Genomic DNA, 14460 nt, shown 5'->3' with positions numbered 1-14460 from the left:
GACGTTGCTTTTAATATATAGATCGGCTATTTATGATAGCGGAGGATGTGAGGTATCATGAGAATTAATATATTGGAAGTTGAAACTTCCAATAAAATTGCTGCAGGTGAGGTTGTGGAAAGGCCTTCTTCTGTAGTAAAGGAATTAGTTGAAAATAGCATAGACGCTGGTGCTAAAAACATTAGTGTAGAGATTTTTGAGGGCGGTCAAAAAAATATAAAGATAATAGATGATGGATCCGGAATACATATAGATGATATAGAAAAGGCATTTATGCCCCATGCAACTAGTAAAATAAAAAATGTTGAAGATATATATAAAATACATACTTTAGGGTTTAGAGGGGAGGCACTGGCAAGTATAGCTTCAGTATCTCGAACTACGCTTGGTAGTAGGACTAAGGACTCATCAGTTGGAAAGGAGATATCTCAGTCTTCAGGTGACGTGCTTTATGTTAAAGAAACAGGATGTAATGTTGGTACAACAATAGAAGTTAAGGATTTATTCTTTAATGTACCAGCAAGGCAAAAATTTTTAAAATCACCTCAAAGAGAATCAGCTTTAATATCGGATATTTTAGGTAGACTGGCACTTGCAAACAACGAAGTATCTTTTAAATTAGTAAACAATAATAAAAAGGTTTTTGCAACATATAGTTCAACAAACCTCGCGGATACTATTAGATACATATATGGTAAAGAGGTAGTAGACAATATTATAAGTTTTGAAAAATTCAATGATATAATGTCAGTTCACGGATATATCGGAAAAGCAGAAATAAGTCGTGGAAGCCGTAACAGGCAAAGTATTTTTGTCAATAAAAGGTACATTAAAAGCGGCCTAATTACCGCTGCTGTGGAAAATGCATTTAAATCATTTTTAACCATTAATAAGTTTCCTTTCTTTGTAATATTTTTAGACATTTTTCCTGAATTTATAGATATAAATGTTCATCCACAAAAAACTGAAATTAAGTTTGAGCAGGATAAAGCTGTATTTAAGATTGTTTTTGATGCAGTGCACTCAGCGATTGCTGATAGTTTAAGAGGCAATTTTGATATACCAGAAGGAAATAATGTAGAAAATATAAATGATAGCGACAAAGAAAATGATAAATACTCATTAAAAAAAGAAGTTTATGATTTCAACAAGATAGTTATAGATGAAAAAACTAAAAAGGAACTAGAAAAAAATGTTCAAATCCCAATAGATTTTAAGTATAATTCAATTAGCAAGGAAAGACATAACTTTGAGCAGTCACCTTATAGACAGAGTGATGAGACAACTCCAAGAGATACAAGTATCAAAGGCACGCAAACTGATAATGGGATGCAAAGCTTAGCGGAGCCTCTAAATGTTAAAGAAGATGATGCTACTAATTATAATAACAGTGGAAAAACGCAGGCAGGTGGAAGCATACCACCTAGTTATAACGAAAGCTCTGATGAAATATCTAAACCTTCAAAATTTCCAGGACTTAGGATTATTGGACAATTTAATAAAACTTATATAATAGGGGAAGTTTATAATGAGCTTTACTTAATTGATCAACACGCAGCCCATGAAAAAGTTTTATTTGAGAAATTTAAGAAAGAAATTAAAAATTCTGCGGTTGTATCTCAATTTTTGATTGTACCAACTGTAATAGAACTGAGTTTAGATGATTATTCATGTTACGTTGAAAATGATGAAGTGTTTACGAATACTGGGTTTGATATTATTGAATTTGGAGAAAATACAATAAGTATAAAAGAAGTTCCTATACTACTTGGAAAACCAGATGTTAAGAATCTCTTTAACGAGATTTTAGATAATCTTAAAAATATGGGAAGCGGAGAAACCGTAGAAATTAAGTATACTCGTATTGCATCTCTTGCATGCAAAGCAGCTGTAAAAGCTAATAATCAGCTAACAGAAATGGAAATGAGCAAATTGATTAACGATTTAAGATATTTAGATGAGCCATTTACGTGTCCCCATGGAAGACCTACAATAATAAAAATGACACTTAACGAACTAGAAAAGAAATTTAAAAGAATTCAATAGAAAAAGGTGGAAAAATGAAAGATTTATTTGTTTTAGCAGGACCAACAGCTGTAGGCAAAACAGAAATATCAATAAAACTTGCACGTAAGCTAAATGGAGAAATAATATCAGCTGATTCAATGCAAATATACAAATATATGGACGTTGGCAGCGCTAAAATTTCAGAACTTGAGATGAAGGGTATCCCTCATCATATAGTAGATATAGTGAAACCTAGTGAAGAGTTTAGTGTTGCTGATTTTAAAGAAAGAGCAGAAATTGCTATTGATGAAATAACCAGTAAAAATAAACTTCCAATGATAGTTGGTGGAACTGGATTTTATATAAATTCATTAATATATAACTATAGTTTTGCATCTGCAAATAAAGATGAGTTATATAGAGACCAGCTTACAAAGATTGCAGCCGAAAAAGGCAATGAACATGTTCATGATATGCTTAAAGATATTGATGAGGCATCATATAACAAATTATATCCTAATGATTTAAAAAGAGTTATTAGAGCTTTAGAAGTGTACAAAGTTAGCGGGAAACCTATGAGTTCATTGGCAGCAGAGCAAAACATCCTAGATATACCTTATAATGTACATTATTTTGTATTAAATATGGACAGACAAGAATTATATGGTAGAATAAATAAACGAGTAGATATAATGATGGAAAATAATTTAGTCGATGAGGTTATAGGATTAAAAAAAATGGGCTATAATTCAGATATGCAGTCAATGAAAGGGATAGGTTATAAAGAGATATTATATTATTTGAATGATGAAATATCTTTAAGTGAAGCTGTAGAGATGATTAAACAAGGTAGCAGAAATTATGCTAAACGGCAGCTTACTTGGTTTAGAAAAGACCAAAGGGTAAATTGGATTAACAAAGATGATTTTAGCTGCGATGATGAAATTGTACAATATATTGCAGGCAAGTTATCGGATTTTTAAGATTATAAATTGCTATTAATTTAATGAAAATAAATACGAATGGTGGAGGTTCATTAATGAATAAATCTATAAATAATCTACAGGATATATTTTTAAATGGAGCAAGAAAAAATAAAATACCCGTTATTTTATATTTAGTAAATGGGTTCCAATTAAAAGGTATTGTAACAGGATTTGATAGTTTTACGGTGGTACTTGACAGTGATGGGAAACAAATGATGGTATACAAACATGCTATTTCTACCATAACTCCAATAAAACCAATATCATTAAGTAGTTCAGAAGATTAATCATCTCCTGCAGAGCTGAATCATCTCCTGCGGAGCTGAAATGTCGTTAAAGTATAAATATGAAAGAGGTAAATAATGATTGATGAAAAGAATATAAAAACTATAGGAACTCACAGCGGTAAATTCCATGCGGATGATGTTATTGCAACATCAATGCTTAGGCTACTCCTTGGAGATATAAAGCTTACAAGAACAAGGAATGAGGAAATACTTAATAACTTAGACTTTGTTTATGATATATGCCTAGGAGAATTTGACCATCACCAGTTAGATAAAGAAGTAAGAGAAAATGATATTCCATATGCTGCTTCTGGGTTAGTCTGGAGAGAGTTTGGAGAGAGAATAATACAAAAGTATAATCCAGAGTTTAATGAAGATGATGTAAACTCAATTTTTGAATATATAGATAAAAATCTAGTTCAAGGAATTGATGCTACAGATAATGGCATAGATATAAAAACAGAAATTAAACTAACTACAATAAGTGATATTGTTCAATTATTTAACCCAACATGGGATTCTAATGACTCAAAAGATGATGCATTTGATGAAGCTGTAGGATATGCTACTCAGGTTGTGAAAAGGATGATAAGTAGACAAGTATCTGCTATAAATGCAAGAATTATAGTTGATGAAGCCTTTAATAGTAGAACTGTAAGAGAAATAATAGTTCTAAAAAAGGGTTGTCCTTGGCTTCATCAGTTACTTAAAATAGATTTAAATAGTGAAATATTGTTTGTAATCTCACCTGGCGATACGAGCGAAGAGTATAAGATTCAGACTGTAAAGAAAACAGCAGGCACTTTTGAAGCAAGAAGAGATATATTAGAATCAATTAGAGGCAAATCAAGCGAAGAAATAAATTCTATAGTTGATATAAATGATGCTATATTTTGTCACAAAGCAGGTTTTATAGCATCAGCTAAAAGCTTGGAGAGTGTTTTAAAAATCGCTAAATTATCAATTTAGAACTTGGATACAAAATGCAGATACAATGATATAGAGAAAATGATTAAAGTAGCTTTGCATAGTCAAAGCTGCTTTATTTTTTATTTAAGCGCTTAAGGAGGTCTTTTTTAGTATCTTGACCACTTTTTTGATTATTCATTTTAATACCTCACATAACATGGCGGGGTATATGATTAATATGCGCAAACATATAAAAATGGTCGTAAATTCACTATATAGTTTTGCTTTGAAAAATTAAATTTCAAGAGGAGTAAAAAATATGAATAAATTAAAGTCTATTGATGATATAAAAGATTTTATAAAAAAAAATAAGTTTGTAATGGTATATTTTTCATCGGATGGTTGCAATGTCTGCGAGAATATTTTACCTAGGCTTGAAGAAATGCTTAAAAAACATTCTAAAGTTGTGAGTGGGCATGTTGAGGTTCAAAACTTACCATCAGTAGCAAGCATTTTTAGTGTCTTTACTATTCCAACTATTATGATATTTTTGGAAGGTAAAGAAATATTGAATCAAACTAGATTTATTAATTTTCTAGAATTAGAAGAAAAAATTCACAGATTTTCAGAGTTTGTATAAATGAAAGGGTATTTTATATGAAGAAAAGATGGATAAATCTATTAATGATGCAGTATAAAATTAAAAGTAGTTTTAATTTTATGAAGTTAATATTGAAATAATAAAAGGAGCACGTGAGTGCTCCTTTTATTATTTTTTCAAATTTCCGTTGAAGCCTGACAACCCATGATTCATATGATATATGGGACCAAATTTATTTTTCAATAATACATTAACTGCTTTAGGACTTCTTCCACCCGATGCACAGTGAACTAAAATTGGTCTGCCACGGAATTTTTCTAATTCATTGATTCTTGAAGGCATTTCACCAGCAGGCATTAGCTTAGATCCATTTATATGCCCTAATTGATACTCACCCTTACTTCTTACATCGATAATAACAAGGTCTTTTGTAGCTTTTATAAGCGAAGTCGCTTCATCCCCAGAAACATTTTTTACATTCTTATTAAATTTAATCATAATTTTAGGATAAAGCATGTATCCTAGTAGAACAACAGCTAATATGGTAAATAAATTATTACTATTCATAGTTTTTCTCCTTTTAATTTTATATTTTAATGTTTATTTGTAATTATATATCTTTGCGATATTATAACTGTAACTTCGCCATCTGAATGATAAATTCACTCTTTTTTATGTAAAAAATAAAGGTTACTTCCATAACTCATCTTATTTTATTTTGTATATCTTTTTTAAATTTTAAAGAATCATTAGTTGTTTTATACCCCCTGTGGGTATATAATAACATTAATATTAATAAAATACAATATATAAATTTATAATTTTTAATATATTTTATTTGGGATATTTAATTAGAGAGACGTATCAAAATGATATTTATAATGCTTTATAAATAAGGAGGCAACACTAATGCAACTAGTAAACTTTTTTAAAAATTATGCTAGCAATAAAGATTTTAAAAACATATATATCCCTTTTATATGGCATAGTTTTTTTCTTGCACTAACCATGTCGATGATAGAAATGAACACAGTGCTTCCAGCCTTAATTTCTAACTTAACTAGTAATACTGTTGCCTTTGGTGGTATGTACTCGATTATGCTCGGGGCACCTTTAGTTTTTAATATAATTTTCAGTGGTTTTCTTCAAAAATTTCCTTCAAAGAGAAAATTTCTAATATTAGGTATATATGTGAGAAGTGTTAGTTTTATTGGCATGGCTGTTGTTACTTTTATCTTTGCAAAGAGTAATCCATTAGTTGCCTTAGTAAGTTTATATTTTTTAATTTTTCTTTTTTCTATTAGTGGAGGGTTTGCGTCAATTGCTTATTCAGATATTGTTGGTAAGGTTCTTCCTTCAGATAAACGAGGAGGGCTTTATGCGGCAAAACAATTTTTTAGTGGAATTGCTGCATTACTTGGAGGCTTATTTGTTGCTTGGGTTTTCAAACCAGGGAATTTAACATTTCCATTAAATTATGCCCTTGGTTTTATAATAGGGGCCATTGGTTTGGTAATTGCATCTATGGGATTTTGGAGGCTTAAGGAACCTGCTTCAGAAATGCAAAAAGAGGATTTGGTTATTAAAAATAATTTTGTAGGTAATATAGTAGACATACTTAAGGGTGATAAAGCTTTCTTAAAATTTATATTGATAGAAAATACAACTAGCTTTAGCTTAATGATTTTACCATTCTACATGGTATTCATAAAAAATTCTTTTTCAAATTACATGAATTATCTAGGTGTATTTGTAATTGCACAAGTAGTGGGTAGCATAACTTCAAATTTACTTTGGGCTTATGTTTCTAAAAAGTATGGTTCAAAGTCAGTAGTAAAACTTTGCGTTTTTATGGGAGCTGTGCTTCCTGTTATAGCCTTACTTATTAACCCACTTGGACCCATATGGTATATCATAGTGTTTCTAATCCTAGGCTTTATTACAAGTGGTAGAAATATAGGATTTGAACCCTATCTTCTTGACATTGCACCAAATGAAAAACGAACGATCTACCTTGGGATTAGGGGAAGTCTGAATATACTGGTAGTCTTGCTTCCACTGGCAGGTGGGGTATTTATTAATATATTTGGATACTATTTAACATTTGGATTAGTTTCCTTAGTTATGTTACTTGTATTCTTTTCAATAAAAAAATAAATATAAGAGTAGTTATTTGCTGCTCTATTAATCTCGTGAGGCCTATTAATACATTGTTTTGCAAATATAGAATGATAATCTTAGTATAATATTGAATTATGAAAGTAGAGTATTCTTAAAGTTAGTTATGAATATGAAGTGCGACTAATATCTATAATCAGAAGGTGGAAAAGTATACTTAATTAATAATTGTCTGAAAAATGTTTTGTCTTTAAACCTAGGTAATAAAAGTAATGAAATTACAACTGTACAATTGAATTAGAAAATTGTAGTGAAAAAACACAGGAATTATATCTTTACCAGAATATTTCACATATCAACGAGTGGGCTTTTCACACAAATATTGTAAAAAGTGCTATAATAAAATTAAAGATATTATTCAGTTAATATAAATGGAAGGAGATAATTATATGAATCAGGAACAAATGGATCAAATCCATGCTGGAAAAGGTTTTATCGCTGCGTTGGACCAGAGTGGGGGCAGTACACCTACTGCGCTTTTGCAATATGGAATTTCAGCAGACTGTTATTCAAATGACGAAGAAATGTTCAATTTGGTACACGATATGAGAACACGTATTATCATCAACCCTACATTTAATTCAGAGCATATTTTAGGTGCCATTTTGTTTGAAAACACTATGGATCGTAAGATTGGGGATAAATTTACCTCGGATTTTCTTTGGGAGAACAAAGGCGTAGTACCTTTTTTAAAAATTGATAAAGGTCTCTCTGAACTTGAAAACGGTGTTCAACTCATGAAACTGATTCCTAATTTGAAAGAACTCTTAAAACGGGCGATTGAAAAAAATATTTTTGGGACAAAAATGCGTTCAGTCATTAAAGAGGCCAATTCAAAAGGAATTCGAAAAATAGTTGAGCAACAGTTCAATATCGGTAAAAAAATAGCTGAAGTTGGATTGGTTCCAATTATTGAACCAGAGATTGATATCCATAGTGTTGATAAGGAAAAATCAGAAAAACTATTAAAATTTGAAATTTTAAATCAATTATCTATGCTTGGAAAAGATGTAAAAATAATGCTTAAACTTTCAATACCAACAGAAGATAACTTTTATAACGATTTAATGGATAATTCTCATGTTGTACGAGTTGTGGCTTTATCAGGAGGTTACACTCGAAGTGAAGCAAATGAAAAACTTGCGCACAATCACAGACTAATTGCTAGTTTTTCGCGTGCTTTATCGCAAGGTTTGACAGCACAACAAACAGACAAAGAATTTAATTTGATGTTATCCAATTCAATTGGTACCATTTATGAAGCATCAATCAAATAATGTAGATATTAATTCTTAATGTTACCTTGTCAGAGATATTGAAACATATAGTAACGTTATTTTGTTAAATCACATAAATTAGGTTACTCTTATATAAGAGTATAATCACATAATGATTAGTTTACACTTTCTTATATTGGGAGATTAAGACTGTACTTAAAATAGTACAGTCTTTTGTTATATCACTAAGATTAATCCATGTTGGTTGAAAAATTATGTGTTATAAAGATCTCTCTCTCTGTTTTAAAACATATAATTAGGTCATAATTTAAATGGATAGAATTTTAAGGGAGAAATGTAGACATGAGGAATGAAACTAGTAAATTAACGAAGTGTAAGGTGTGTAAAAGAGAATTAGGAAAGGGTGTCAAGAAATGTCCTAGTTGTGGTCATGACCAAAGGAACTATTTTATACAACATAAAGTAATAACAGGACTTTTAATATTTGAATTAATCGGAACCAATGGTGGTACTGGAAACAGCACAAATACAATAGTTACAAATAATAATACTAGTGTTGCAACATCATCACAAGTGGTAAAAGCATCAGTAGAAAAGCCTATTTACGGAATTAATGAAGCTGTTAAATTAGATAATACAACAATAAAAGTTATGAAAGTTAAAAAACTAAATAGTGGGGATTACGACAAACCAAAATCAGGGATGGTTTTTGTTGTGGTAACGGTTTTAATTAAAAATACTGGAACTGGTGTAATAACATATAGTCCTTTTGATTTTAAAATACACAATAGTAAAGGACAAATTACAGATGAAGCAATTACATCTATAGGTAGTGATACTCAATTGCCCTGTTCTAGTTTAGATTCTAAGAGAGAAATTATGGGGACTATAGTTTTTGAGCAACCTATAAATGATACTGCTTTAGTTTTAAAATATACTGGCAGCATATTAAACGATGGCATAAAATTTAAATTAGGTACTTTTTAAAGGCTACCATTCAACTTGGAAGCCTTATTTTATTAGGCATTTATATATTTTAACAGATAGTAAGCTATTGTATATAATGGTATAATTCATATGTAAGTTATTATGGAATTGATACAGATGATATCTAACAATTTTCATTTATATCTTCAACTTTAAGTATGTTTAAAGTGGTTTTACGATAGGATATTAAGAAAAAAACCTCTATAGGATCGTAAAATCTATAGTAGACTGAATATGCAATATTCTAATATGTGGTAACAAGTAACTTGTCTAAGTTGTAAAATATTACAGATGAAGGAGTAAAAAATAATGAATAAGAAATTAATTTCTGATAAGTTTATTGAGTAATACAAATAACAATCTATAATTGTAAATTGTAGTAAAGTGAAATTTAGTTAAGGAGGGTTTATAATATCAAAGCCTGTCTGTGATGAAAAGGTACTTTATTATCTCCAGCCTAAATGTTATAATAAGTATGGCGTGATGTTTTTAAAATTACATAATTTATTTAATGGGGTAGCATTAGTATCAAATAAAGTAAATTTAATAAGAAGAATTAGCATAATTAAATTATTAAAATAAACAGAATAGAAACAAATGAGAATTATTAAGGGAACTGGATAAAAGGGGTTGCAATTATGGAAACAGAGGTAGCAGAGTCAACATCAAAGCCAATAAAAAAGCGTAAGAAAATTGTTTTAGGTATTATAATTTCTATATGTATTTTGCTTATTATATATTTTGGGATATCAATATATTTCATGAATCATTTTTATTTTGGTTCTGAAATAAATAGCATTAGTGTTTCAGGTAACAGTGTAGAGGATGTAAATAAACAAATGGCAACTGAGATTCAAGCATATCAGTTGAACATAAAAGAGCGAGGTGGAAAAACTGAGCAAATCACTGGTGATGAAATTGGGTTAGAGTATGCATCAGATGGAGAATTTAAGGCGTTTAAAGATAAACAGAATCCTTATAAATGGATTATAGCGGTGTTTAATACAAAAGATTCTAAAATGATAGAAGGAATTAATTTTGATAAGGAGTTAGTAAAAACAAGAGTGGACGAGCTCTCTTGTTTTGATAGCAGTAATATAATTGAACCTAAAAATGCTAGCTATAAGTATACAGATAAGGGTTATGTTATTGTCGATGAAGTCATTGGAAACAAGGGTAAAAAAGACATCTTATATGATAAGATGATAGATGTAGTGAGCAAGGGTGAAACAATAATAGATTTGGAGTCAATTGATTACTATGTTAAGCCAGAATATACTTCAAAATCTAAAAAGGTAGTTGAAACAAGGGACATGCTTAACAAATATGTATCTTCAAAGATTACTTACACTTTTGGGGAAGATAAAGAAATTTTAGATGGGTCTACAATAAATAAGTGGATTACAGTTGATGAAAATAGTGAAGTAACATTTAATAAAAAACAAGTTGAAATCTATATCGACGTACTTGCTAGTGAATATAATACAGTTGCTAAGACGAGAAATTTTGTTGCATCATCAGGAAAGACAATTAATATTAGTGGTGGTAGTTATGGTTGGGCCATTAATAAGGTTAAAGAAACCCAAGATATAATTTCATTTATAAAGGAAGGGAAATCTATCCAAAAAGAACCAGCATATTATCAAACCGCATTTGCTCATGGTAATGATGATATTGGAAATACCTATGTAGAATTAGATCTTACAGGGCAACACTTATGGTTTTATAAAAACGGAACATTAATAACACAAGGGGATGTTGTCACAGGTAATGATGGATCTGATAAGACTAGAACACCAGGTGGCATTTATAAGATAAATTATAAAGAAACAAATGCAACTCTTGTAGGTGAAAACTACGCTTCTCCTGTGAACTTCTGGATGCCTTTTAACAAAGGGATAGGAATTCATGATGCAAGCTGGAGAACTAATTTTGGGGGAGAGCTGTATAAGACAGGTGGATCCCATGGATGTGTAAATTCACCATATGAGGTAGCAAAAATAATATTTAATAATATAGAGGTAGGTACTCCAGTTGTTGCTTATTAGTAGAATTTATTTGATTTTAAAGAGGTATTGAATAATATTAAGAAAGCCAGTCAGGAGATATATACTCCTAGCTGGCTTTTACAAATAATTATTATATTATTTTGGAGGAGATTCAATAGAATATAAAGTTGATTTATTTAATTAATAGATATAATTTGGTTCCTTGGAGGAACAGATTTTCATTGTAAAAATAGCCCTGAAATAGAGCTAGGTGTGGGTAGTAATAATAATTCCTCAATTCCATTTAGTGTATATCAAAAATCTAATAGAAAAGCTTTCTATTAGATAAAGATAAATCATATGGACAGGTATCTTATGGAAAGTTATCATCTTTAATTTTGAGTAGAGGTGGTCCAATATATGTTTCGTATTATTGTCTGACAAAAGTTATTTTGTTAAAACGCTTGACAAAATAACTTTTGTCAAGTAATATTGTAAATATAAGGAACATTTGGAGGTACTAATTATGAAAATTACAACGGGGCAAGCTGCACGAGGAGAAAATTTTTTTAATAGACCTATTTTAATAAATAAATTATGGAGGAAAATAGAATCAGATAGTAGTATTATAATATCTGCACCAAGAAGAGTTGGGAAAACATCTTTAATGAGATATATAGAAGATAATCCAAAGGATAAATACTACATAGTTTATGTAATTACAGAGTCTGTATATGACGAAAACAAATATTATAAGGAAATTGTAAAGGCTATTTTGAATTGTAATTCAATAAAGAAAAGAGATAAAGTATTAAATTCAATCAAAGATTTAGCTAAAAATATTTTTAAAAGCATAGACGAAGTAGGAATAGACTCCATTAAGTTTACGAAAAATATTGAACTAGATTATTATGAAAAATTTATAGAAATAATGAGATCTATTGATTTAGAAGGACACAAATTGATTATAATGATAGATGAATTTGCTCAAACAATAGAAAACATTCAACGAAAGGAAGGCACCACTTATGCAGTTCATCTTCTTCAAAGTAATAGGGCTTTAAGACAGAATAGTGATATAAATAATAAATTTCAATTTATATATACAGGTTCAATAAGTCTCGAGGGAATTGCAAGAAGAATGGATTCTTCAAAATTCATAAATGATCTGGATATAGTGAAAGTAACTCCGCTAAGCGAATTAGAAGGTATAAGTCTTATAAATAAATTACTTGAAGGGCTTAATTTTACTATGGATAATGATACTGTTAGTCACATGCTTAACGAAATTAAGTGGTTAATTCCTTTTTATATTCAACTTGCGATGGATAAAATTCAGGATATTTATGATGAAAAGCAAGTATGCGTTATAAATGATAAATCAGTTGATATAGCGATTAAGAGTATGATAGAGGAAAACAATAAATTTAGTAGTTGGCATGAGAGGCTTAATGTATACAAAAATAATGAATATAGGTTCATTATAGAGGTATTAAACACAATATCTATAACAGATGGTAAGATGATAACTTATAATGAAATATATGATATCGCAGTAAAATATAATATTTACGAAAGCTATAAAGATCTATTAAATACCCTAATAGATGATGGATATTTAAATAATGACGAAGAGGAAAAAACATATACATTTACTTCACCAATATTAAGAATGTGGTGGTGTAAAAAAAATGCAAACTAATTGTTCAAGTTTTTATAATCCTAATGATTTAACGAAGCAAGAATTAGTTGATAGATTTGTATTAAGAAAAAAAGAATTTCAAAAGATTTTTAATGATATAAAAAATTCTGATATGAAATATCCAGAGCAGCATTATATGATAGATGCTAAAAGAGGGTATGGGAAAACAACCTTGCTCAAAAGATTATATTTTGAAATAAAAGGAGATAAGCAGTTAAAAGCAAATCTTATTCCTGTTATACTCCCTCATGAAAAATATAACATACGTAGACTATTTACACTTTGGGAAATAACTGCTCAGCATCTTGAACTTGAAAACGATGAATTTATAGGGCTTTATGCTGAAATAGATAAATATTTAATGCAAGAAGATTATGAAGAAATATCCTTTAAAATCATTGAGCGAAAACTTAAACAAAATAATAAAAAGTTAATACTCTTAATAGATAATATAGAATCTATTCTAAAGAAATTCAAAGTATCAGAGCAACAAAAATTCAGGGAAATTCTATTAACTTCTGCTGAAATAAGAATTATAGGGGCGTCTGCAGAGATTGCTGAATTTACTTTTGATTACAATAAGCCTTTTTATGACTTCTTTAAGATTATAAAATTGGAAGGCTTAAACTCAGATGAAAATAAATTGTTTTTTCACAAATTAAATGAAATTTATAATAAAAAGGACACGAATGAGATACTTATAAGTAACGGAGGGAAAATAGAAGCTTTTAGGAGATTAACTGGGGGTGTGCCAAGAATCATGGCATTGATTTTTGAAATTTTTACTGACTACAATGGACTAGCATATAAAGAATTTGATATATTGTTAGATAAAGTAACACCTATTTATAAATACACAATGGATAGCTTATCTCCAGTGCAACAAGAAATTGTTGATGTCATAGCCCTTAGATTGGATGCAATAACCACAAAAGAAATATCAGATAAAATTAGAATGCAAAGCAAAGAAGTATCTGCTCAGCTAAATCAATTAGAAAAAAACGGAGTTATAAATAAAATACCTATAAATAAGAAAAATTATATGTACCAAATCAAAGAACGTTTCTTTAATATATGGTATTTAATGAGATTCGGCGCAGAAAAAGAAAAACACCAGGTGTTATGGCTTGTAGATTTTACTGAAAGCTGGTGTAGTAAAGAAGATCTAATTAATAAAAGTGAAAATAGCGATTTTAACACTAGCTATTTATTAGCAAAAACATTACTTTCAAATGATGAAATAGAAGAATCACTTAAAAAAGCCGATTTGTTTTTAAAAGTAGCAAGTACTACAGATAAATATAATAAGTCTATTAATGAATATTTTATATTTCTAATGGCTAAAAAACAATACAACTCGTTATTTAAACTATTTAATGAAAATGAATTTAAACTAAAGGATAAATTTAGACCTACATATTATGCTTTAATGTATTTTATGAAAAATCAAGATGAAAAATTTGAAATTGAATATAGGAAAACAGGTGACGAATTAAAGGAAACCATTGGGGAGATTATTGAAAAAGTTACAATTGATTTAAAAAACTATTCTACATAGGTATTATGTATGTTATTAT

The 14460-nt window shown here is 29.4% G+C and carries 12 protein-coding genes; 11 read left to right on the top strand and 1 reads right to left on the bottom strand.

Features of this window, described 5'->3' with window-relative positions; all coding sequences use genetic code 11:
- Positions 1 to 57: 57 nt before the first annotated feature.
- The 5 genes from mutL to ACREVX_RS15730 all read left to right on the top strand — a co-directional run bounded on the left by mutL (position 58) and on the right by ACREVX_RS15730 (position 4829).
- Positions 58 to 2046, top strand: coding sequence for a DNA mismatch repair endonuclease MutL (gene mutL / locus ACREVX_RS15750; protein ID WP_431545169.1), 1989 nt, complete (start codon positions 58 to 60; stop codon positions 2044 to 2046).
- Between the two features lie 14 nt (positions 2047 to 2060).
- Positions 2061 to 2990 carry a tRNA (adenosine(37)-N6)-dimethylallyltransferase MiaA gene (gene miaA / locus ACREVX_RS15745; RefSeq protein WP_431545168.1) on the top strand — a complete coding sequence of 310 codons (930 nt, stop codon included), beginning with the start codon at positions 2061 to 2063 and terminating at the stop codon, positions 2988 to 2990.
- A gap of 56 nt (positions 2991 to 3046) precedes the next feature.
- Positions 3047 to 3280, top strand: a complete 234-nt coding sequence (gene hfq, locus ACREVX_RS15740) for an RNA chaperone Hfq (RefSeq protein WP_431545167.1) — start codon at positions 3047 to 3049, stop codon at positions 3278 to 3280.
- Between the two features lie 75 nt (positions 3281 to 3355).
- Entirely contained in the window at positions 3356 to 4249 is an 894-nt protein-coding gene (locus ACREVX_RS15735) for an MYG1 family protein (protein ID WP_431545166.1), read from the top strand.
- Positions 4250 to 4508: 259 nt separating this feature from the next.
- Positions 4509 to 4829, top strand: a complete 321-nt coding sequence (locus ACREVX_RS15730; protein WP_431545165.1) for a thioredoxin family protein — start codon at positions 4509 to 4511, stop codon at positions 4827 to 4829.
- A 129-nt stretch (positions 4830 to 4958) separates the two neighbouring features.
- Here ACREVX_RS15730 and ACREVX_RS15725 read toward each other — a convergent pair whose 3' ends face one another.
- Complete coding sequence (locus ACREVX_RS15725) at positions 4959 to 5357, bottom strand: rhodanese-like domain-containing protein (protein ID WP_431545164.1); 399 nt, start codon at positions 5355 to 5357, stop codon at positions 4959 to 4961.
- A 342-nt stretch (positions 5358 to 5699) separates the two neighbouring features.
- Here ACREVX_RS15725 and ACREVX_RS15720 point away from each other — a divergent pair, with 342 nt between their 5' ends.
- From ACREVX_RS15720 to ACREVX_RS15695, 6 genes are all read left to right on the top strand, one after another.
- Positions 5700 to 6947, top strand: coding sequence for an MFS transporter (locus ACREVX_RS15720; RefSeq protein ID WP_431545163.1), 1248 nt, complete (start codon positions 5700 to 5702; stop codon positions 6945 to 6947).
- Between the two features lie 410 nt (positions 6948 to 7357).
- Positions 7358 to 8245 (top strand): fructose bisphosphate aldolase, encoded by an 888-nt coding sequence (locus ACREVX_RS15715; protein WP_431545162.1) that lies wholly within the window; start codon positions 7358 to 7360, stop codon positions 8243 to 8245.
- 303 nt (positions 8246 to 8548) lie between these two features.
- Positions 8549 to 9193, top strand: a complete 645-nt coding sequence (locus tag ACREVX_RS15710; protein ID WP_431545161.1) for a DUF4352 domain-containing protein — start codon at positions 8549 to 8551, stop codon at positions 9191 to 9193.
- A 638-nt stretch (positions 9194 to 9831) separates the two neighbouring features.
- On the top strand, positions 9832 to 11241 hold the full coding sequence (locus ACREVX_RS15705) for a L,D-transpeptidase family protein (RefSeq protein WP_431545160.1): 1410 nt from the start codon (positions 9832 to 9834) through the stop codon (positions 11239 to 11241).
- A 466-nt stretch (positions 11242 to 11707) separates the two neighbouring features.
- A complete protein-coding gene (locus tag ACREVX_RS15700) occupies positions 11708 to 12883 on the top strand; it encodes an ATP-binding protein (protein WP_431545159.1) in 1176 nt (391 codons plus the stop codon).
- A complete protein-coding gene (locus tag ACREVX_RS15695) occupies positions 12873 to 14441 on the top strand; it encodes an ATP-binding protein (protein ID WP_431545158.1) in 1569 nt (522 codons plus the stop codon). The genes ACREVX_RS15700 and ACREVX_RS15695 overlap by 11 nt, the downstream gene beginning before the upstream one ends.
- Positions 14442 to 14460 lie beyond the last annotated feature (19 nt).

Source organism: Clostridium sp. (genome assembly GCF_050717545.1).
Taxonomy (GTDB): Bacteria; Bacillota; Clostridia; order Clostridiales; family Clostridiaceae; genus Clostridium_AD.
Note: the sequence above shows the minus strand (reverse complement) of the source record. Positions and strands in the feature narration are given on the sequence as shown.

Bases quoted from the DNA above. Each gene is read 5' to 3' on its own strand.
- ACREVX_RS15725 (WP_431545164.1), bottom strand. From the start codon at position 5,357: ATGAATAGTAATAATTTATTTACCATATTAGCTGTTGTTCTACTAGGA.
- ACREVX_RS15705 (WP_431545160.1), top strand. From the start codon at position 9,832: ATGGAAACAGAGGTAGCAGAGTCAACATCAAAGCCAATAAAAAAGCGT.
- ACREVX_RS15715 (WP_431545162.1), top strand. From the start codon at position 7,358: ATGAATCAGGAACAAATGGATCAAATCCATGCTGGAAAAGGTTTTATC.
- hfq (WP_431545167.1), top strand. From the start codon at position 3,047: ATGAATAAATCTATAAATAATCTACAGGATATATTTTTAAATGGAGCA.
- mutL (WP_431545169.1), top strand. From the start codon at position 58: ATGAGAATTAATATATTGGAAGTTGAAACTTCCAATAAAATTGCTGCA.
- ACREVX_RS15720 (WP_431545163.1), top strand. From the start codon at position 5,700: ATGCAACTAGTAAACTTTTTTAAAAATTATGCTAGCAATAAAGATTTT.
- ACREVX_RS15695 (WP_431545158.1), top strand. From the start codon at position 12,873: ATGCAAACTAATTGTTCAAGTTTTTATAATCCTAATGATTTAACGAAG.
- ACREVX_RS15735 (WP_431545166.1), top strand. From the start codon at position 3,356: ATGATTGATGAAAAGAATATAAAAACTATAGGAACTCACAGCGGTAAA.
- ACREVX_RS15700 (WP_431545159.1), top strand. From the start codon at position 11,708: ATGAAAATTACAACGGGGCAAGCTGCACGAGGAGAAAATTTTTTTAAT.
- ACREVX_RS15730 (WP_431545165.1), top strand. From the start codon at position 4,509: ATGAATAAATTAAAGTCTATTGATGATATAAAAGATTTTATAAAAAAA.
- miaA (WP_431545168.1), top strand. From the start codon at position 2,061: ATGAAAGATTTATTTGTTTTAGCAGGACCAACAGCTGTAGGCAAAACA.
- ACREVX_RS15710 (WP_431545161.1), top strand. From the start codon at position 8,549: ATGAGGAATGAAACTAGTAAATTAACGAAGTGTAAGGTGTGTAAAAGA.